The sequence below is a fragment of the Streptomyces sp. NPDC090442 genome, from assembly GCF_044769405.1.
Lineage (GTDB): Bacteria > Actinomycetota > Actinomycetes > Streptomycetales > Streptomycetaceae > Streptomyces.
In genome coordinates this window covers 25,038-44,171 of record NZ_JBIVXW010000079.1, presented here as the reverse complement: position 1 = coordinate 44,171, position 19,134 = coordinate 25,038, and the positions used below count along the sequence as shown (strand labels likewise).

The following is a 19,134-nucleotide window of genomic DNA, read 5'->3' as shown; positions in this document are numbered from 1 at the left end:
GGCAAGCAACTCCTGATCACCCGGGGTGCGTTGACGACCTTCTCGATCGCCAACGACGTCGCCAAGTACTTCGCGATCATCCCCGCGATGTTCGCGGTGGCCTACCCCGGTCTGGACACCCTCAACATCATGCGGCTGTCCAGCCCCAACTCCGCCATCCTCTCCGCGATCATCTTCAACGCGCTGATCATCGTGGCCCTCGTGCCGCTCGCCCTCAAGGGCGTGCGCTACCGCCCCGTCAGCGCCGACAAGATGCTCCGCCGGAACCTCGCCGTCTACGGACTGGGCGGCCTCATCGCCCCGTTCATCGGCATCAAACTCATCGACCTGCTGATCTCCCTCATCCCCGGAATCGGGTGACCCGCCATGAACAACTCCGTACGCAACACCGCACGGTTGCTGACCGCGGGCCTGCGTGCCCTGCTCGTCCTGACCGTCGTCTGCGGGGTGATCTACCCTCTGGTGGTCACCGGAGTGGCGCAGGCCGCCTTCAACAACAAGGCCAACGGCTCGGAGGTCACCTCCCGCGGCAAGGTCGTCGGCTCCAGCCTCCTCGGTCAGCGCTACGACAAGGGCACTGACAAGAAGGGCAACCCGATCCCGGACCTCCACTACTTCCAGCCCCGCCCCTCGGCCGGACTCACCAGCAACCGGGCCAACGGCGTCAACCCCCAGTACAACCTCCAGGTGTCCGGCGCCTCCAACCTGGGCGCCACCAACAGCGACCTGGTCAAGGCCATCAAGGAGCGCAAGCACTGGGTCGCCACCACCTACGGTGTCCCCGAGTCGCAGGTGCCGGCCGACGCCGTGACGTCGTCCGGCTCCGGCCTCGACCCCGACATCTCCCCGGAGTTCGCACTCCTCCAGGTCAACCGCGTCGCCAAGGAGAACCGCCTCCCTGCCGACAAGGTGAAGCAGCTCGTCCAGGACCACACCCAGGGACGCCAGTTGGGATTCATGGGAGAGCCCCGGGTCAACGTCCTGGAACTCAACATCGCGCTCCGGGACCTGGCGCAGGGACAGCGGTGACGAACGGTGCCCCGTTAAGGCACCTCATGCGGCGCGCGTCTGCGGTAGCCGGTCGCCGCGACCGATCGGCATACGGGGGAGGCCCCGGGGATGATCTTCCCCGGGGCCTCCCCCTTGTGCGTGTTGCGTGGGAGCGAGTGGCGGGCTGCGTCGGCGTGTGTTGGTCCGCGCCGGCGCCGGCCCTGGAGCGCCCCCCTCCAACTCCGCCTGAGGCGGCCTGATCTGCGTCTTCTGCGGGTTATCCACAGGCGTCGGCGGCCCGGAAGCGGGATCCTCATACTGATTTCGCGGCGGTAGGGAAACGCGTCGGGGAGGTGGGTAGTTCGGTAGAGGTTCTCTCTAACTATGCGGAGATGGAACGGAGTTGGAATCGTTGGGGAGTGGATTCGGAGGGGGGTTCGCAGTGCGGCGTGGGTGTGGGCGTAGGCACGGGTGTGATGAGTGGCGCCACCAGCCCAGCTCCCTCCGCTCCTACCAAACGTCCCCCTCCCTCCAATCGCACGTCAGGTCGGCTTCGAGGGCGAGGGGCACGGAGGACGGGAGGACGTAGAGGCTGCCGTCCTCGTTCGGGGTGCGGCGGGGGCCGGTTGGGGTGAGGGCCCAGGAGTGGCCGCGCCAGAGTTGCCAGCCGCGGGCGGCGTAGAAGGCGGCGGCGTCGTCGGCGGCGCTGAGTGCGCCGAGGTCGTAGGCGTTGCGGATCACGGGCTCCAGGGCGCTCATCAGGGCGGCGCCGTGGCCGCGTCCGCGGTGGTCCGCGCGGACGCCGACGCCCTCGACGTAGCCGCAGCGCAGGGCCCGGCCGTTGTGCAGCAGGCGGCGTTGGACGACGGCGGCGTGGCCGATCAGCTCGCCGTTCTCGTGGACGAGGGCGTGCAGGCCGCCGAGGGCGTGTTCCCAGTCCTCGGCGGTCATGTCGTCGAAGACGTCGTAGAGGAGGATGCGGGCGGCGTTGAGGGTTGCGGTGTCGAGGTCGGCGGTGTGGACGACGCGCACCGGGGCCGCGCTGGCGGGGTGTTCGGAGGAGGTGGGGGTCGGGTGGCTCGTGGGGGACATGGGGGTCATGGGGGTCATGGGGGTCATGGGGGTCATGGGGGTCATGGGAGGCATCGTGGCAGGGGGTCTCGGCGGGGGCGATCGCTTTGTTTCGGCCAGTGATTCCGGTCGTGGGCGACCCGTTTCGATGACCCGGGAGCGGTGTCCGTGGGGTCGGTGGCGTCCCTTACCAGAGTGCCCGGCAGCCCGATCGGCTCCCTGCTCAGAAGGTGTATCAGAGTCGCGTCAAGACCAGGCGGGAAGCCGCTACCTGGGGCTTTTTTCGGCGAAACGGTCGGTAGGGTCGCATCAGGTCTAGCCCGGTGGGGGCGGCCTTCACGTAAGACAATGGGGCCATGGCACGCGGCAAGCTACGGATATATCTCGGCGCGGCACCGGGCGTCGGCAAGACGTACGCGATGCTGTCGGAGGCGCATCGGCGCGTGGAGCGTGGTACGGACGTCGTGGTGGCGTTCGTCGAGCACCACGGCAGGCCCCGCACCGAGGTGATGCTGCACGGCCTGGAGCAGGTGCAGCGACGGGAGCTGGAGTACCGCGGGTCGACGTTCACGGAGATGGACGTCGACGCGGTGCTGGAGCGGAAACCGGCCGTGGCGCTGGTCGACGAGCTGGCGCACACCAACGTTCCCGGGTCCCGCAACGGCAAGCGCTGGCAGGACGTCGAGGAGCTGCTGGAAGCCGGGATCACGGTGATCTCGACGGTGAACATCCAGCACCTGGAGTCGCTCGGGGACGTCGTCGAGTCAATAACGGGAGTGCGGCAGCGGGAGACGGTGCCGGACGAGGTCGTCCGGCGGGCCGACCAGATCGAGTTGGTCGACATGTCGCCGCAGGCGATCCGGCGGCGGATGGCGCACGGCAACATCTACCAGTCGGACAAGGTCGACGCGGCGCTGTCGAACTACTTCCGGCCGGGCAACCTCACCGCGCTGCGGGAGCTGGCGCTGCTGTGGGTGGCCGACCGGGTGGACGAGTACCTCCAGCAGTACCGGGCGGAGCATTCGATCCGTTCGACGTGGCAGGCGCGGGAGCGGATCGTGGTCGGGCTGACCGGCGGTCCGGAGGGGCGGACGCTGATCCGCCGGGCCGCGCGGATGGCCGCGAAGGGTTCGGGCAGCGAGGTGCTCGCCGTCTACATCGCCCGCAGCGACGGGCTGACCTCGGCCTCGCCGAAGGAACTCGCGGTCCAGCGGACGCTGGTGGAGGACCTCGGCGGCACCTTCCACCACGTCATCGGCGACGACATACCGAGCGCGTTGCTGGAGTTCGCCCGGGGGGTGAACGCCACTCAGATCGTGCTCGGGTCGAGCCGCCGCAAGACGTGGCAGTACATCTTCGGCCCCGGTGTGGGGGCGACGGTGGCCCGGGAGTCCGGGCCGGATCTCGACGTGCACATCGTGACGCACGACGAGGTGGCCAAGGGCCGGGGGCTGCCGGTGGCGCGGGGGGCGCGGCTGGGGCGGTCGAGGATCGTCGCCGGCTGGCTGGTCGGGGTCGGCGGTCCGGCGCTGCTGTCGTTGCTGCTGACCAAGATCTCGAACGGGCCGGGGCTCGCCAACGACGTGCTGCTGTTCCTGTTCCTGACGGTCATCGCGGCGCTGCTCGGTGGGCAGTTGCCGGCGCTGGCGTCGGCGGCGGTCGGCTCGTTGTTGCTGAACTTCTACTTCACTCCGCCCACCCACACGCTCACGGTCAGCGACCCGAAGAACATCGTGGCGATAGCGATCTTCTTCGCGGTGGCGGTGTCGGTGGCGTCGGTGGTGGATCTGGCCGCCCGGCGGACCCATCAGGCGGCGCGGCTGCGCGCCGAGTCGGAGATCCTGTCGTTCCTGGCGGGCAGCGTGCTGCGCGGTGAGACCACGCTGGACGCGCTGCTGGAGCGGGTGCGGGAGACGTTCGGGATGGACACCGTGGCGCTGCTGGAGCGGCGTAGCGACGTCGATCCGTGGACGTGCGCGGGCCGGGCCGGCGGCGACGAGAGCGCGCCCCCGCTGCGGCGCCCCGAGGACGCGGACGTGGACATGCCGGTGGGGGACCACATGGCGCTGGCGCTGACCGGCCGGGTGCTGCCGGCAGAGGACCGTCGGGTGCTGGCCGCGTTCGCCGCGCAGGCCGCCGTCGTCCTGGACCGGCAGCGGCTGGTGGGGGAGGCCGAGCGGGCCCGGGAGCTGGCGGAGGGCAACCGGATACGGACCGCGCTGCTGGCCGCGGTCAGCCATGATCTGCGGACGCCGCTGGCGAGCATCAAGGCGTCGGTGACGTCGTTGCGGTCGGACGACGTGGCGTGGTCGGAGGAGGACGAGGCGGAGCTGCTGGAGGGCATCGAGGCGGGCGCGGACCGGCTGGATCACCTGGTGGGCAATCTGCTGGACATGTCGCGGCTGCAGACCGGGACGGTCACGCCGCTGATCCGGGAGATCGACCTCGACGAGGTGGTGCCGATGGCGCTGGGCGGTGTCCCGGAGGACAGTGTCACGTTGGACATCCCGGAGGAGCTGCCGATGGTGGCGGTGGACCCGGGGCTGCTGGAGCGGTCGGTGGCCAATCTGGTGGAGAACGCCGTGAAGTACAGCCCGGACGGGGAGGCGGTGCTGGTCGGGGCCAGCGCGCTCGGCGACCGGGTGGAGCTGCGGATCGCCGACCGGGGTCCGGGGGTGCCGGACAGTGCCAAGGACCGGATCTTCGAGCCGTTCCAGCGGTACGGGGACGCTCCGCGGGGCGCCGGGGTGGGGCTCGGGCTGGCCGTGGCGCGTGGTTTCGCGGAGGCGATCGGCGGGACGTTGGCGGCGGAGGACACTCCGGGGGGCGGCATGACGATGGTGCTGACGCTTCCCGCCGCCCCGGGCGTTCCGCCGGTCCGCCCCGATCTTCCGGCGCAGGCGACGACATGAGTCGGGGCCTGGGCGGTCGTACCTGCGGCGGGATACGGCCGCGTTCCGGTGACGGTACGTGCCCGCCGCGTGGCCCGGGAGGGGCCCAGCACGGCGGTCGGGCAATACCGGCCGCACTCACCACCTGGCCGGCGGGCGTTGTCCGTCGGCGACCGACACCGCGAGGAGAACGCCAGTGAACCGGGTGCTTGTGGTCGATGACGAGCCGCAGATCGTCCGCGCCCTTGTGATCAACCTGAAGGCGCGCAAGTACGAGGTGGACGCCGCCCCGGACGGGGCGACGGCCTTGAAGCTCGCCGCGGCCCGCCATCCCGACGTCGTGGTCCTGGACCTGGGGCTGCCCGATATGGACGGGGTGGAGGTCATCAAGGGGCTGCGCGGCTGGTCGAGAGTCCCGATCCTGGTGCTGTCCGCCCGGCAGACGTCGGACGAGAAGGTGGAGGCGCTGGACGCGGGCGCCGACGACTACGTGACCAAGCCGTTCGGGATGGACGAGCTGCTGGCGCGGCTGCGGGCGGCGGTGCGCCGGGCGGAGCCGACCGGGCCGGCGGACGACGAGGTGATCGTCGAGACCGAGGGGTTCACGGTCGATCTGGCGGCGAAGAAGGTCAACCGGGGTGGTCGGGACATCCGCCTGACGCCCACGGAGTGGCACCTGCTGGAGGTCCTGGTCCGTAACCAGGGCCGGCTGGTCAGCCAGAAGCAGCTGCTCCAGGAGGTGTGGGGGCCGTCGTACGGCACCGAGACCAACTACCTGCGGGTGTACATGGCGCAGCTTCGGCGGAAGCTGGAGGGCGATCCGTCGCACCCGCGGCACTTCATCACGGAGCCGGGGATGGGGTATCGGTTCGAGGGGTGAAGGCGCGGCGCGGTCGTTGCCCGGGGGCGGTGTGGGGGCCGTGGGGACGGTGGGGCGGGGGAGCGTTGTTGCTTCGGGGGGTGCAGGCGGGGTTTCCGGGGGTTGTGCGGGGGGCGGGGAAGGCCGGGCGGGCCCCGGTACGCTGGGGTTATGAGTGCTGGGACCCGACCCGAGAAGCCGGCCGGCCGGTTCCGCCGGATGCTCGACAGGCTGTCGTCCTCCGAGGAGGAGCTGCAGTCCGCCGAGTTGCAGGAGGACGCGCAGGCGACGGGGTGTACCCGGATCTGCGACTGTGACGACCGACAGATAGTGAAGGTCTCCGGCACCCTGCGGCATGTCACGCTGCGGCCGCGCGCCGGTGTGCCCGCGCTGGAGGCGGAGCTGTTCGACGGCTCCGCGGCGCTCGACGTGGTGTGGCTGGGTCGCCGTTCCATCGTCGGGATCGAGCCGGGCCGTAAGCTCATCGCCTCGGGCCGGGTCTCGCTGAGTCACGGGCGCCGGGTGCTCTTCAATCCCAAGTACGAACTGCGACCGCTCGGACAGGAGTAGCCGGTGACGTCGTACGACCGACCGACCACTGAACCTGAGGCTTCCGTTTCCACCGATCGTCCGGTGGGCGCGCCGACCGCCACCGCCGACGCCGGCGGCAGGGAGGTGACCGAGGCGGCGCTGTTCGAGGCGTTCGGTGGCGTGCGCGGCATGGTGGAGACGGTGCTACCGGGTCTGCTCTTCGTCGCGATCTTCACGGTCAACAAGGACCTGCACGTCTCGGCGATCGCGGCGCTGGCGGTGTCGCTGGTGCTGTGCGCGGTGCGGCTGGTGCGGAAGGACACCGTCAAGCACGCCTTCAGCGGGGTGTTCGGGGTCGCCTTCGGCGTGGTCTTCGCGATGATGACCGGCAACGCCAAGGACTTCTACCTGCCGGGCATGCTCTACACGCTGGGGCTGGCGCTGGCCTACATCGTGACGACGCTGGCGGGCGTCCCGTTGATCGGGCTGATCCTGGGGCCGGTGTTCAAGGAGAACCTCTCCTGGCGCACGCGGAATCCGGGGCGCAAGAAGGCGTATGCGAAGGCCAGTTGGGCGTGGGGCCTGATCCTGCTCGGCAAGTGCCTGATCCTCTTCCCGCTGTACTGGTGGGCGGACACCACGCAGTTGGGCTGGGTGTTGGTGGCGCTGAAGATCCCGCCGTTCCTGTTGGCGCTCTACCTCACGTGGATGTTCCTGGTGAAGGCGCCCGCGCCGATCGATGTCTTCGCGGAGATGGAGGCGCAGGAAAAGGCGGAGGAGGCCGAACGGGAGCGGCAGCGCGGGCTGTTGGAGCCGGACGCGGCCGCCGAGCGTGGCAGCGGGGGACCGCGGCACCGCCGCTGAGGGAGAGGGACGGGCGAAGGGCCCGGGAGCCGTGTGGCTCCCGGGCCCTTCGTGCGCTGCGGGCGGTTCAGCCGTCGGTGCGGCGGACCGACAGCAGGTCCTCCAACTGCTCCTCGCGGGACTGGGCGGCGACGAACAGCAGCTCGTCGCCGGCTTCGAGGGCGTCGTCCTTGTTGGGGGTGAGGACCCGGGTGCCGCGGATGATCGTCACCAGGGAGGTGTCCTCGGGCCACTCGACGTCGCCGACCCGGGTGCCGGCCAGCGCGGCCTCCGGCGGGAGGGTGAGCTCGACGAGGTTGGCGTCGCCGTGGCTGAAGCGCAGCAGCCGGACGAGGTCGCCGACGCTGACCGCCTCCTCGACCAGGGCGGACATCAGGCGCGGGGTGGAGACCGCGACGTCGACCCCCCAGGCTTCGTTGAACAGCCATTCGTTCTTGGGGTTGTTGACGCGGGCGACGACCCGGGGCACGCCGTACTCGGTCTTGGCGAGCAGCGAGACGACGAGGTTCACCTTGTCGTCGCCGGTCGCGGCGATGACGACGTTGCAGCGCTGGAGCGCGGCCTCGTCGAGCGAGGTGATCTCGCAGGCGTCGGCCAGCAGCCACTCGGCGAGCGGGACCCGCTCGACGGAGATGGCGGTGGGCGCCTTGTCGATGAGCAGGATCTCGTGCCCGTTTTCCAGGAGTTCGCCGGCGATGGAACGGCCCACCGCGCCGGCGCCTGCGATCGCGACCCTCATGCGTGCGTCTCCTCGGGACCCTGGGCGAATGCCGCCTCGACCTTTTCCACCTCGTCGGCGCGCATCATCACGTGCACCAGGTCGCCTTCCTGGAGGACCGTCTGGGAGGTCGGCAGCGTGGCCTCTCCCAGGCGGGTGAGGAAGGCGACGCGGACGCCGGTCTCTTCCTGCAGCTTGCTGATCTTGTGGCCGACCCAGGCGGTGGAGGTGTGCACCTCGGCCAGTTGGACGCCGCCGCTGGGGTCGCGCCACAGGGGCTCGGCGCCCGAGGGCAGCAGCCGGCGCAGCATCTGGTCGGCGGTCCAACGGACGGTGGCGACGGTGGGGATGCCGAGGCGCTGGTAGACCTCGGCGCGACGCGGGTCGTAGATGCGGGCCGCGACGTTCTCGACGCCGAACATCTCGCGGGCCACCCGGGCGGCGATGATGTTGGAGTTGTCACCGCTGGAGACGGCGGCGAAGGCGCCCGCCTCCTCGATACCGGCCTCGCGGAGGGTGTCCTGGTCGAAGCCGACGCCGGTGACCCGGCGGCCGCCGAAGGCGGAGCCGAGCCGGCGGAACGCGGTCGGGTCCTGGTCGATCACCGCGATGGTGTGGCCCTGGCCCTCCAGGGTCTGCGCCAGCGCGGAGCCCACGCGGCCGCACCCCATGATGACGATGTGCATGCTGATTACCCCGTGCCCTGTACTAGCGCGCTGACCTGACCAAACACCCTGCTCACTACTTCCTTCTCCGACGTTCCGGCGACACGGAGCCGCTGTCCGCGACGGCGGCCCGGTGCGTCAGACGGGGGCGCCGGCCGCACCGTGGTCCGGTACAACCGTAGCCGTAACGGTGGGCCCGGTAGGGGGCGCGGTGCGGCCCGGGCCGTCGTGGGGCGGTGGTGCGGCAGCGCGGGATGGTGCGGTGGGCTGCGTGGGGGCGGACGGGTAGGGCACGCTACGACGTGTGCCTCAACTGCCACATCAGCCCCAACAGGGCGCTACCGCACCGCACATGGTGGTGTGCGGTGATGACGCGCTGGCCCACCGGCTCGCCGCCGAACTCCGTGACGTCTACCGCGAACGGGTGACCCTGGTCGTGCCGTCCGCGCGGGAGCCGCGCCGCTCCCGCATCCCCGCGCCGTCCCGCGGCTTCGGCCGGGCCACCGCGCTGCTCGGCCGGGTGTCGGCGGCGGTCGGGCGCACTGGGCCCGTTGCGCCCCCGGTATCGGGTGAGGACATCGAGCCGCCGACGGAACCGGTCCGGGTCCTGGAGGCGGCCCAGGTGGACGACGCGACGCTGGTCGAGGCGGGCATCACCGGGGCGGGTGCGCTGGCGCTGGTCCACGACGACGATCTCAACATCCACGCCGCGCTCCGCGCCCGCCGTCTCAACCCCCGACTACGGCTGGTCATCCGGCTCTACAACCGCAAACTCGGCCAGCATCTGGAGGAGTTGTTGGACCAGGCCGCGGCGGTCGGCGCGGGTCGGGCGGCGGACGGCACCCGACCGGCGGGGGCCGAGGCGTCCACCACGGTGCTCTCCGACACCGACACCGTCGCCCCGGCGCTGGTGGCCACCGCGGTCGCGGGGACCAGCAAGGTCATCGAGGCGGACGGGCTGATGCTGCGCGCCGTGGAGCGCGCGCCGGGGCAGTCCGGGCCGGCCGGGGCGCGGCGGTTGTGCACCCTGGCGCTGCTGTCGCCGTCGCCCGGTGAGCAGCCCGGCGCGGCGAGTGCGCCCGAGGCGGGGGCCGGCGACGACGGCCCGGTGCTGCTGCCGGACGACGCCACCGCAGGCGCGGCCGCGGACCGCGGCCGGGTCGTCCTGGAAACCGTGGCCTACACGGGCCGGACGGTGCGGCCCAGGCGACTCCGCGGCCGGGGCGCGCCGCTGACGTCCCTGTTCTCCCCGCGGCTGCGTTGGTCGCTGGCGGGCTTCGTCGGGGCGGTGTTGGCGCTGGCCGTGGCCGCGTCCCTGACCACGGGGGAGCAGCCGCTGCACGCCGCGTACCTCACGCTGCTCGACCTGTTCGCGATCGACGAGCCGGCGCTCGACGGGTCGCTGGCGCGCAAGGTGCTCCAGTTGTTGGCCGGGTTGGTCGGGCTGTTGTTGCTCCCGGTGCTGGTGGCGGCGGCGTTCGAGGGGCTGGGCACGTTCCGCAGCGCCTCCGCGCTGCGCCGGCCGCCGCGCGGGCTCTCCGGTCATGTGGTGCTGCTGGGCCTGGGGAAGGTCGGTACCCGGGTGCTCGCGCGGCTGCACGAGATGCGCATCCCGGTGGTGTGCATCGAGGCCGACCCGGAGGCGCGGGGCATCGCCCTGGCCCGTCGGCTGCGGGTGCCGACCGTCGTGGGCGACGTCACCCAGGAGGGCGTGCTGGAGGCGGCGCTGGTCGACCGGGCCCGCACCCTGCTCGCGTTGACCAGCGAGGACACCACCAATCTGGAGGCCGCGCTGTACGCCCGGTCGGTCAATCCGCGGCTCCGGGTGACCCTGCGGATCTTCGACGACGGGTTCGCCGCCGCCGTCTACCGGACGCTGCGCGCCGCCCATCCGGGCGCGCGGACCCGCAGCCGCAGCGTCTCCTTCCTGGCAGCCCCGGCGTTCGCCGGGGCGATGATGGGCCGGGAGATCCTGGGCGCGATCCCGGTGGAGCGGCGGGTGCTGCTGGTGGCCCAAGTGGAGGTCGGTGGGCATGCCGCCCTGGAGGGACGCACGGTCGGTGCGGTGCTGCGCCCGGGACGGCTGCGGGTGTTGGCCGTCGACACCTTCGCGTTGGACGCGCCGGCGGAGCAGTCCGCGGCGGGCGGTCCGCAGCCGGGCCCGGGACGGCGGCCGGCGCACCTGGCGGACGAACTGAACGACTACGTTCTCCGGCCGCGCGATGTGGTGCTGCTGGCCGCGACCCGGGAGGGACTCGGCGAGCTGCTGTCCCGCCGGCCGCGGCCGGCGCACGCGGAGTGAACCTGCGCAACCGCGACACGCCCGGGGCTCGTGACGTCCGCCACGAGCCCCGGGCCCACGGACACCCCGCACCGACGGAGCGGCCGTCCCCTGACGTGCAGATTTTGTGGAAGTAAAGGGCAGTAGATGCGGAGTCGGGCGACTCTGCGCACCGTGGCGCATTCGAGTGCCCTTACACGTCCGGATGGCGGGTGGGCGAGCACCTTGACGAAGGCTTAGCATCCTCTGGTGTCCAAACTGACCGACGTGCCCAAACGGATCTTGATCGGGCGCGCACTGCGCAGCGACAGGCTCGCCGAGACCCTTCTCCCCAAGCGCATCGCACTCCCCGTCTTCGCCTCCGACCCGCTCTCCTCCGTGGCCTACGCGCCCGGCGAGGTGCTGCTCGTCCTCTCCGTGGCGGGGGTCTCCGCGTACCACTTCAGCCCCTGGATCGCGGTCGCGGTCGTGGTGCTGATGTTCACCGTCGTCGCGTCGTACCGGCAGAACGTGCACGCCTACCCGAGCGGCGGCGGCGACTACGAGGTCGCCACCACCAACCTCGGGCCGAAGGCCGGCCTGACCGTCGCCAGCGCGCTCCTCGTCGACTACGTCCTGACCGTCGCGGTCTCCATCTCCTCCGGAGTGGAAAACCTGGGCTCCGCGGTCCCGTTCGTCGTCGAGCACAAGACGTTGTGCGCCATCGCGATCATCGTGCTGCTGACGCTGATGAACCTGCGCGGCGTCAAGGAGTCCGGCAAGCTCTTCGCCATCCCCACGTACGTCTTCGTGGCCGGCGTCTTCATCATGATCCTCTGGGGCGCGTTCCGCGGCCTGGTCCTCGGCGACACCATGAAGGCCCCCACCGCCGACTACACCATCCACGCCGAGCAGGGCGGACTCGCCGGCTTCGCGCTGATCTTCCTGTTGCTGCGCGCCTTCTCCTCCGGATGTGCCGCGCTCACCGGCGTCGAGGCGATCTCCAACGGCGTGCCCGCCTTCCGCAAGCCGAAGTCGAAGAACGCCGCGACCACCCTCGCCCTCATGGGCGGCCTGGCCGTCACCATGTTCTGCGGCATCATCGCGCTGGCCATGACCACGCACGTGCGGATGGCCGAGAACCCGGCCACCGACCTGCTCCACAACGGCCATCCGATCGGCTCCGGTTACACCCAGAACCCGGTGATCTCGCAGGTCGCCGAGGCGGTCTTCGGCAAGGGCAGCTTCCTCTTCGTCATCCTGGCCGCAGCCACCGCGCTGGTCCTCTTCCTCGCCGCCAACACCGCCTACAACGGCTTCCCGCTGCTCGGCTCGATCCTCGCCCAGGACCGCTACCTGCCGCGCCAGTTGCACACCCGCGGCGACCGGCTGGCGTTCTCCAACGGCATCGTGCTGCTGGCCGGCGCCGCCACCGTCCTGGTCTACCTCTACGGCGCGGACTCCACCCGCCTGATCCAGCTCTACATCGTCGGCGTCTTCGTCTCCTTCACGCTCAGTCAGATCGGCATGGTCCGGCACTGGAACCGCCACCTGCGGACCGAGAAGGACCAGGCCAAGCGCCACCGGATGCACCGCTCCCGCGCCATCAACACCTTCGGCGCCTTCTTCACCGGCCTCGTCCTCGTCGTCGTGCTGCTGACGAAGTTCACCCACGGCGCCTGGGTCGCCCTCCTCGGCATGGTCATCTTCTTCGTCACGATGACCGCGATCCGCCGTCACTACGACCGGGTCTCCGACGAGATCGCCGCCCCCGACCTCCCCGACGACGAGGTCGTCCGCCCCTCCCGCGTCCACTCCATCGTCCTGGTCTCCAAGGTGCACAAGCCCACGCTGCGCGCCCTGAACTACGCCAAGCTGATGCGCTCGGACACCCTGGAAGCCGTCAGCGTCGACGTCGACCAGGCCGACACCCGCGCCCTGCGCGCCGAGTGGGAGCGCCGCGGCATCGAGGTGCCGCTGAAGGTGCTGGCCTCCCCGTACCGCGAGATCACCCGGCCGATCATCGACTACGTCAAGTCGCTGCGCCGGGAGAGCCCGCGCGATGCGGTCTCCGTCTACATCCCCGAGTACGTCGTCGGCCACTGGTACGAGCACCTGCTGCACAACCAGTCCGCACTGCGTCTGAAGGGACGCCTCCTCTTCACCCCCGGCGTCATGGTCACCTCCGTGCCCTGGCAGTTGGACTCCTCCGAGGCCGCCAAGAAGCGCGCCCGCAAGCGCGCCGAGTGGAACGCCCCCGGCTCGGTCCGGCGCGGTCCGGTCTCCGCACCGAAGAAGGAAGCCCCGGCCACGAAGAAGTGACCCGTGCGCCGGCCCCGCTCGGGGGCCGGCGCACCGCGCCACACCCCGTAGAATGGACGGCTGGCCTCCCCCCGGAGGCCAGCCGTCACGGTTTCGCCCCACGCCTACTCAGGAGCTCCCCGCCATGCAGCCGGACACGCCGCCGGAATCCAGGAAGTCGATGGTCGGCGAGGAGTACGAGGTCGAGGTCGGCCCGGTCGCGCACGGCGGCCACTGCATCGCCCGCACCGACGCCGGTCAGGTCCTCTTCGTCCGGCACGCGCTGCCCGGCGAACGGGTCCGGGTCCGCGTCACCGACGGCGAGGAGGGCGCCCGCTTCCTGCGCGCCGACGCCGTCGAGATCCTCGACGCCTCCAAGGACCGCGTCGCGGCGCCCTGCCCGTTCTCCGGCCCCGGCCGGTGCGGCGGCTGCGACTGGCAGCACGCCGCGCCCGGCGCCCAGCGCCGTCTCAAGGCCGCCGTCATCACCGAGCAGTTGGCGCGACTGGCCGGCCTCACCCCCGAGGAGAGCGGCTGGGACGGCACCGTCGAACCGGCCCCCGGCGACAAGGTCGCCAAGGGCGAGGTCCCGGCCTGGCGCACCCGCGTGCAGTACGCCGTCGACGCCGAGGGCCGTCCCGGCCTCCGCAAGCACCGCTCGCACGACATCGAGCCGGTCACCCACTGCATGATCGCCGCCCCCGGCGTCTCCGAACTCGGCATCGAGCAGCGCACCTGGCCGCAGATCGCCACCGTCGAGGCGATCGCCGCCACCGGCTCGCACGACCGCCAGGTCGTCCTCACCCCCCGCCCCGGCGGCCGCCTCCCGATCGTCGAACTCGACAAGCCGGTCTCCGTCCTCCGCATCGGCGAGAAGGACAAGGCGGTCCACCGCGTCCACGGCCGCCCCTTCGTCCGCGAACGCGCCGCCGGCCGCACCTGGCGGGTCGGCGACGGCGGCTTCTGGCAGGTCCACCCGAAGGCCGCCGACCTCCTCGTCGAGGCCGTCATGCAGGGCCTGATGCCCAAGAAGGGCGACATGGCCCTCGACCTCTACTGCGGCGTCGGCCTCTTCGCCGGCGCCCTCGCCGAGCGGGTCGGCGAGAAGGGCGCGGTCCTCGGCATCGAAGCGAGCAAGCGCGCCGTCGAGGACGCCGAGCACAACCTCGCCGACCTCGACCGGGTCCGCGTCGAGCGCGGCAAGGTCGAGCAGGTCCTCCCCCGCACCGGCATCACCGACGTCGACCTCGTCGTCCTCGACCCGCCCCGCGCCGGCGCCGGCAAGCAGACCGTCCAGCACCTCGCCACCCTCACCCCCCGCCGCATCGCCTACGTGGCCTGCGACCCGGCGGCCCTCGCCCGCGACCTCGCCTACTTCCGCGACGCCGGCTACGCCCCCCGCCGCATGCGCGCGTTCGACCTCTTCCCGATGACGCATCATGTGGAGTGCGTGGTGATTCTGGAGCGGGCCGCGAAGGGTGTCTGATCTGTGGTTTTGTGCGTGCGCATTATGTGCGGTGTAGGCGTTACGGGCGATATCTTGACGCTGGAATGACGCTCGTGACGCTCATTTGACGCTCGTTCTGATGGGGTGTCAGGCGCCTTGCGGTGTAGGTCAGATTCACCAGAATTAACAGTTCCAGTGGGGCGGCTGCTGAGAAATCATGCTGCCGGGCCCTATGGGGGCCCAGTGTGCACAAGGTCCTTCTGGTCGCCCGGAGTTCGCGTCCACCGCTTCGATGACGCCTCTAACGAGCTCGTGCGTGGTTGGCGGTGGCGCGTCGAGACCTTGATCGTCGATCATGATCCATGTGGTGGGGAACAGGGCTCGTGCAGCGATCATCCGTAGTCAGCGGATCACGGGGCTGTCGTGGTGATCAGGCTGTCGAGCCAGCCGTGGCGCGGGCGGAGTCGTCCAGCGCGCAGAGTACGCGAAACGCCGCCGTGTGCGCGGCCTCGACCGAGCCGCCCGCACCGCGTGGTGGAGATCGTCGGCGGCGTGGGCGGCGCCTCGCCGGCGCGACGAGTTCAGGGACTCACTGAAGGCTGGTCCGAGTGTCCGGGTGCCGGACGTGCGCAGCCGCGGACTGGAACTATTGATGCGCCCCCCGCTGCGGCGAGGCGGGGCCGCTCTGGATTTATTGGGAACGTGAGCGCGTGATGACGCTTGACTGTACTTCTCGTCCTGGCTACTCTTTGAGACTCAATGGGCGCGTGAGCGCGTGATGGAGAAATTGTCTTGGACGCGAGAACCTACCTCAGCAGCCTCGGGATCGACGTAACCGACGCTACGCAGCCAGTCATCGGACGGCTGGCCCTCGCTGGGGAGTTCATGCTCGGCGGCGAGCGCGGTGTGCTGCTTCGCCCCAAGCGCGGTGATGTGTCCGACCGCTACCTCGAGCTCCTCGCGGGCGAGGGCTACGCATTCGTGATCGTCGACGGCGGCAGCTATCCATCGTTCTACGCTCGCGAGCAGGAGGGGCTCGTCCCTGTGCGGGCACTGCCCGTCGCCGACCGCAGCCACTTTCCGTCGGCAGGAGTCCTCGGCGCCTGGGGGCAGTTGATTCACGCGGCCGCCGGTCACGGTGATGCGACGAAGCTGGGCGTCGCCCAGATGGTCGCTCGCCTGGATGGCGATGAGGTGTTCGGGCCGGACCTCGTCCGCCCCACGGGCGGCGTGCCCGTGTCGCGTCTCGGTGGTGACGAGTCGGTCGCAGTAGAACCGCTCCGCACGGCGGCTGCGCTCCTGGCCGGCTTTCGACTCCGCCCGAACGCGCCCGATGAGTTGGTCCGTCTCGTCGTCGCGGTGTCCTCACTGCTTCCCGATAAGGGCCAGTTCTCCGGGCTGACCGAGAGCGTGGCGCCCTTGGTGCGCGGACACCAGCTCGGCGCTCGTCGTCTCCTGGTCTCAGGCGGAGCGGGGGCGGAGATCGCCACACTCCTCGGCGCGGAGGGCACGATCTTTCTTCCGGCCGAGCTTCGCCTGCTCGAGCCGCTGCTGGAGCGCCTGCTTCCGAGCGTCGAGCGTGTGTTCGCTGACTTCCTGCAGTCGAACCTCGATGGGTCTTACGACGGCGTGATCGTCGTCCCGCCGATCGGCCTCCAACTGAGCGGAGCCCAGCCGGCCAGGTTTGAGCTGTCGAAGCGAGGGGGCAAGGTGCGCAGCCGCGTGCCTGTAGAGCTGCTGTTCGTCGAGCACGCGCTCGCGGCGATGGCCGATGGCGCTCTCCTCGTCACCGTCTTGCCCGAAGGGCTGCTCTCGAGCGCCGGGCATGCGGGCTTCCGTGAGTGGCTGCTCGAACACGCACGTCTACTGGCGGTCGTCAGCCTGCCTGCCGGAACCTGCTTCCGCGGCACGGGGGTGAAGTGCTCCGTCGTGATACTCCGCAAGCCGGCGCCGGCCGACGACTACCCGATCCTCATGGTCGACGTGGAGGCGCACGACCTGCGCGGCGACATCGGCGCGGCACGGTCGAAGCTCGACGACTTCCTCGAACGGGAGGTAGCCGCATGCGTGTAGCCACGCTCTCCCGCGCCGACCTCGGCAAGCGGCACGTTCGCCTCGACCCGGCCTTCTACCTCGGGCGCGAGTTGGTGCGGTCGACGATGAGCGCGGAGGGCAGTCGACACGTTAGCCTCGAGGATATCGTCGAGTCCATCCACGACGGGGCTCGCCTGCCTTCGGCCGCATCGGGGATCCCGATGCTTCGCTTGAACAACGTGCGGCCCTGCGAGCTGGACTTGGGCGGCATGGCCCACGTCGACGGCACCGCCGCCAAGTGGATCAACGTCCAGGAGAACGACGTCCTGTTCACGCGGGCAGCCCAGCCGTTTCGTGCGGCCGCGGTCCAGTCGGGGATGCCTGCAGAGCTCGCCGTGTCGTCGGAGCTGACCATCATCCGGCCCCGGCCGGCGGTCTTGCCCGAGTACCTGGCCGCCGTGTTCTGCACGCCGACGCTGAACCGGATCCTGCGTGACCTCGCGTACCGCGGTGGCTCGTCGGCGCTGCCGCGCCTTCGCCTCTCGGACATCGCGCGCCTCCCGATCCCGCTGCCCCCGCGCAGCCTGCAGGAGTCGCTCGGGCTGCAGTACCAGCGGGCCGTCAACCTGACCGCGAGCGCCCGCGCCGAGTTCAACGCGGTGGTGACGGCGATCCACACCGAGATCTACCACCGTGTCTCCGGGGTTAAGCCCCCCAGCAGCGCCATCGAGGTTCTCCGATCGCAGCTGGCAGACCGGTGGGACGTCCCGTTCAACCGCGGGCGCGTGTTCCGCCATTCTTCGGCAGCATCGTCGGCCATGCGGCCGTTGCTCCAGCTTGCGAAGCCCGCCGGCGCGAGCCTTCGTGGCCTCGCCGATGACGAGGAGGTCTTCGCCGTTCAGGCCGACGACGTGAACGAGAGCACCTTCCTTGTCGAGGGCGGCGAGGTTCGGCCCCTGTCCGACCTGTCCTCGCGCATGCGGCAGCGGCTCGAGGTGGGTGATGTCCTGCTGTGCACGACAGGCTCGGGCGACCAGGTCGCTTACCTCGACGAAGAGCTCGGACCCGAGGAGCGGCCTCTCCTCGGGAGCGCCACCTTCACCGCCCTTCGCTTCCACGAGACGGCCCGCGTCTTCGCCGTCGCGCTTTCCCATCCCCTCGTCCGCACGCAGCTCCGGCTGCTCTCCTCCGGGTCCGTGCAGCGATTCGTCAACAAGCGCGACCTCGACGAGTTGCTCGTCCCGGCGCTGGGTCAAGTCTGGCGAGAGGACTTCGAGACCCGGCTCACCCGAGCGATGCAGCGTCGCCGCGAGGCATTGCTGGCGCGGACCGCGCTCATCGAAGCTGCCGACGACTACCTTCGGAAGGCGACGCTGTGAACGCCGCGGCGACGAGCATGAGCTCTCCTGGGAGCTGGAGTCGCCTTGTGCGGCGTGATGTGCTCACGCGGGCACTCGGGTCGGCGCCCCGCTTTGCCGTCGTACCGAGGGACAACATGTCGTCACTCGATCGGGTCGTACGACAAGCCACGCAACTGGCCCCGCTGAACCGCATAGTCGAGATGGTCGTGCTCGGCGAGGACGACCCGATGTGGCTCCAGCACAAGATCGCATTCAAGAACCTCCGCAACGTCCACTACTACCTGGCGGCCGCGCGCTGGGCCCGGCCATTCAAGGAGGATGCGATCTGCCCGACCAGTCTCGGGCGCCGCTACGTCAGCTCTCGCTTCGAGCCTCGGGTGATCCTCGAAGGGGTTCGTGGCCGCGCGATCTTTGAGGAGGTCAGGCGCGTGGCTGGCGAGGACGTGCCGACCCCGGACGTCGTCGCTAGCGTCCTGCGGCGTTGGAACTTCCGTTACAGCAAGGGCACGGTCACGCGACGCGCCCGCGACTTCTGCGCGGACCTCGGCCGTATCATCGGCGAGGCCGCGAACCCGAAGGAGCGCAAGCTCGTTGGTCACTCGGCGTGGTTGGAGCCGCCGGACCTGCTGGCCATCAACGGCGTCGCCGCGATCTGGCCAGCCCCGCAGCTCACGCCCGTCAAGGGCATCCGGCGTTCGGAAAATGCTTCGCGGGGCGAGGCGACCGACGCCCAGCTGCGCCTCCCGCTCAAGGAGGAAGCATGACCGGCCCAATCACCTCGAAGATCCGCGACTTCCTGATCGGCCGCGGTCCCGCGACGCCCGAGCGCGTTGCGGGAGCCGTCCCCGAGCTCACGGAGGTGGGAGGTGCCGAGCGGGCCCTCTTGCTGATGAGACTCGATCCGACGCTCGAACGGACAGGTAACGAAATGTGGGCTGCGCGGGGAACGGCGATCACCGACGACAGCCGCGTGCGAAAGGCCGTCGAGAAGTTCTTCGACGGCCGCCCTGGTGCTCCGCTGGCAAGTACGGTGCGGGCGGTAGCGAACGAAACCAACTTGCCAGAGCACCAGGTACGTGAGCTCCTCACCGAGCAGTTTGTCGTGGCGGGCACCAACATTTTCAACCGGCGACGGTAGCGAG

Annotated in this window: 15 protein-coding genes and 1 pseudogene; 13 read left to right on the top strand and 3 right to left on the bottom strand. The window is 70.5% G+C overall.

Features of this window, described 5'->3' with window-relative positions; translation table 11 throughout:
- Both ACIQU6_RS37120 and kdpC read left to right on the top strand, forming a co-directional pair.
- A pseudogene (locus tag ACIQU6_RS37120) lies at positions 1–360 on the top strand (potassium-transporting ATPase subunit B); the annotation flags it as partial.
- 6 nt (positions 361–366) lie between these two features.
- Entirely contained in the window at positions 367–1,029 is a 663-nt protein-coding gene (gene kdpC / locus ACIQU6_RS37115; protein WP_403486141.1) for a potassium-transporting ATPase subunit KdpC, read from the top strand.
- Positions 1,030–1,500: 471 nt separating this feature from the next.
- Here kdpC and ACIQU6_RS37110 read toward each other — a convergent pair whose 3' ends face one another.
- Positions 1,501–2,091, bottom strand: coding sequence for a GNAT family N-acetyltransferase (locus ACIQU6_RS37110; protein ID WP_403486143.1), 591 nt, complete (start codon positions 2,089–2,091; stop codon positions 1,501–1,503).
- Positions 2,092–2,417: 326 nt separating this feature from the next.
- Here ACIQU6_RS37110 and ACIQU6_RS37105 point away from each other — a divergent pair, with 326 nt between their 5' ends.
- From ACIQU6_RS37105 to ACIQU6_RS37090, 4 genes are all read left to right on the top strand, one after another.
- Positions 2,418–4,973 (top strand): DUF4118 domain-containing protein, encoded by a 2,556-nt coding sequence (locus tag ACIQU6_RS37105; protein WP_403486140.1) that lies wholly within the window; start codon positions 2,418–2,420, stop codon positions 4,971–4,973.
- A 175-nt stretch (positions 4,974–5,148) separates the two neighbouring features.
- On the top strand, positions 5,149–5,832 hold the full coding sequence (locus ACIQU6_RS37100) for a response regulator (protein ID WP_016570936.1): 684 nt from the start codon (positions 5,149–5,151) through the stop codon (positions 5,830–5,832).
- A gap of 150 nt (positions 5,833–5,982) precedes the next feature.
- The gene (locus tag ACIQU6_RS37095; RefSeq protein ID WP_199836367.1) at positions 5,983–6,381 is read left to right on the top strand and encodes an OB-fold nucleic acid binding domain-containing protein; all 399 of its coding nucleotides are present in this window, start codon (positions 5,983–5,985) and stop codon (positions 6,379–6,381) included.
- A gap of 3 nt (positions 6,382–6,384) precedes the next feature.
- Entirely contained in the window at positions 6,385–7,206 is an 822-nt protein-coding gene (locus ACIQU6_RS37090; protein ID WP_403486139.1) for a DUF3159 domain-containing protein, read from the top strand.
- A gap of 67 nt (positions 7,207–7,273) precedes the next feature.
- On the opposite strand, the gene ACIQU6_RS37085 is transcribed toward ACIQU6_RS37090, so the two are convergent.
- Positions 7,274–7,945: a TrkA family potassium uptake protein gene (locus ACIQU6_RS37085; RefSeq protein ID WP_274912798.1), complete on the bottom strand. Its 672-nt coding sequence runs from the start codon at positions 7,943–7,945 to the stop codon at positions 7,274–7,276.
- On the bottom strand, positions 7,942–8,610 hold the full coding sequence (locus tag ACIQU6_RS37080) for a potassium channel family protein (protein WP_403486138.1): 669 nt from the start codon (positions 8,608–8,610) through the stop codon (positions 7,942–7,944). The genes ACIQU6_RS37085 and ACIQU6_RS37080 overlap by 4 nt, the downstream gene beginning before the upstream one ends.
- 331 nt (positions 8,611–8,941) lie before the next feature.
- Here ACIQU6_RS37080 and ACIQU6_RS37075 point away from each other — a divergent pair, with 331 nt between their 5' ends.
- The 7 genes from ACIQU6_RS37075 (at position 8,942) to ACIQU6_RS37045 (ending at position 19,130) form a co-directional block, all read left to right on the top strand.
- Entirely contained in the window at positions 8,942–10,891 is a 1,950-nt protein-coding gene (locus tag ACIQU6_RS37075; RefSeq protein ID WP_403486142.1) for an NAD-binding protein, read from the top strand.
- A gap of 228 nt (positions 10,892–11,119) precedes the next feature.
- Entirely contained in the window at positions 11,120–13,171 is a 2,052-nt protein-coding gene (locus ACIQU6_RS37070; RefSeq protein WP_403486137.1) for an APC family permease, read from the top strand.
- Positions 13,172–13,295: 124 nt separating this feature from the next.
- A complete protein-coding gene (locus tag ACIQU6_RS37065) occupies positions 13,296–14,636 on the top strand; it encodes a class I SAM-dependent RNA methyltransferase (protein WP_403486136.1) in 1,341 nt (446 codons plus the stop codon).
- A gap of 753 nt (positions 14,637–15,389) precedes the next feature.
- Positions 15,390–16,670: an N-6 DNA methylase gene (locus tag ACIQU6_RS37060; protein ID WP_403486135.1), complete on the top strand. Its 1,281-nt coding sequence runs from the start codon at positions 15,390–15,392 to the stop codon at positions 16,668–16,670.
- Positions 16,661–18,010 carry a hypothetical protein gene (locus tag ACIQU6_RS37055; RefSeq protein WP_403486134.1) on the top strand — a complete coding sequence of 450 codons (1,350 nt, stop codon included), beginning with the start codon at positions 16,661–16,663 and terminating at the stop codon, positions 18,008–18,010. The genes ACIQU6_RS37060 and ACIQU6_RS37055 overlap by 10 nt, the downstream gene beginning before the upstream one ends.
- A gap of 116 nt (positions 18,011–18,126) precedes the next feature.
- Positions 18,127–18,756 (top strand): hypothetical protein, encoded by a 630-nt coding sequence (locus tag ACIQU6_RS37050; protein WP_403486133.1) that lies wholly within the window; start codon positions 18,127–18,129, stop codon positions 18,754–18,756.
- Positions 18,753–19,130 carry a hypothetical protein gene (locus tag ACIQU6_RS37045; RefSeq protein ID WP_403486132.1) on the top strand — a complete coding sequence of 126 codons (378 nt, stop codon included), beginning with the start codon at positions 18,753–18,755 and terminating at the stop codon, positions 19,128–19,130. Before ACIQU6_RS37050 ends, ACIQU6_RS37045 begins: the two co-directional genes overlap by 4 nt.
- Positions 19,131–19,134: the final 4 nt, after the last annotated feature.

Bases quoted from the DNA above. Each gene is read 5' to 3' on its own strand.
- kdpC (WP_403486141.1), top strand. From the start codon at position 367: ATGAACAACTCCGTACGCAACACCGCACGGTTGCTGACCGCGGGCCTG.
- ACIQU6_RS37080 (WP_403486138.1), bottom strand. From the start codon at position 8,610: ATGCACATCGTCATCATGGGGTGCGGCCGCGTGGGCTCCGCGCTGGCG.
- ACIQU6_RS37065 (WP_403486136.1), top strand. From the start codon at position 13,296: ATGCAGCCGGACACGCCGCCGGAATCCAGGAAGTCGATGGTCGGCGAG.
- ACIQU6_RS37050 (WP_403486133.1), top strand. From the start codon at position 18,127: ATGTCGTCACTCGATCGGGTCGTACGACAAGCCACGCAACTGGCCCCG.
- ACIQU6_RS37075 (WP_403486142.1), top strand. From the start codon at position 8,942: ATGGTGGTGTGCGGTGATGACGCGCTGGCCCACCGGCTCGCCGCCGAA.
- ACIQU6_RS37105 (WP_403486140.1), top strand. From the start codon at position 2,418: ATGGCACGCGGCAAGCTACGGATATATCTCGGCGCGGCACCGGGCGTC.
- ACIQU6_RS37095 (WP_199836367.1), top strand. From the start codon at position 5,983: ATGAGTGCTGGGACCCGACCCGAGAAGCCGGCCGGCCGGTTCCGCCGG.
- ACIQU6_RS37085 (WP_274912798.1), bottom strand. From the start codon at position 7,945: ATGAGGGTCGCGATCGCAGGCGCCGGCGCGGTGGGCCGTTCCATCGCC.
- ACIQU6_RS37055 (WP_403486134.1), top strand. From the start codon at position 16,661: ATGCGTGTAGCCACGCTCTCCCGCGCCGACCTCGGCAAGCGGCACGTT.
- ACIQU6_RS37110 (WP_403486143.1), bottom strand. From the start codon at position 2,091: ATGACCCCCATGTCCCCCACGAGCCACCCGACCCCCACCTCCTCCGAA.
- ACIQU6_RS37045 (WP_403486132.1), top strand. From the start codon at position 18,753: ATGACCGGCCCAATCACCTCGAAGATCCGCGACTTCCTGATCGGCCGC.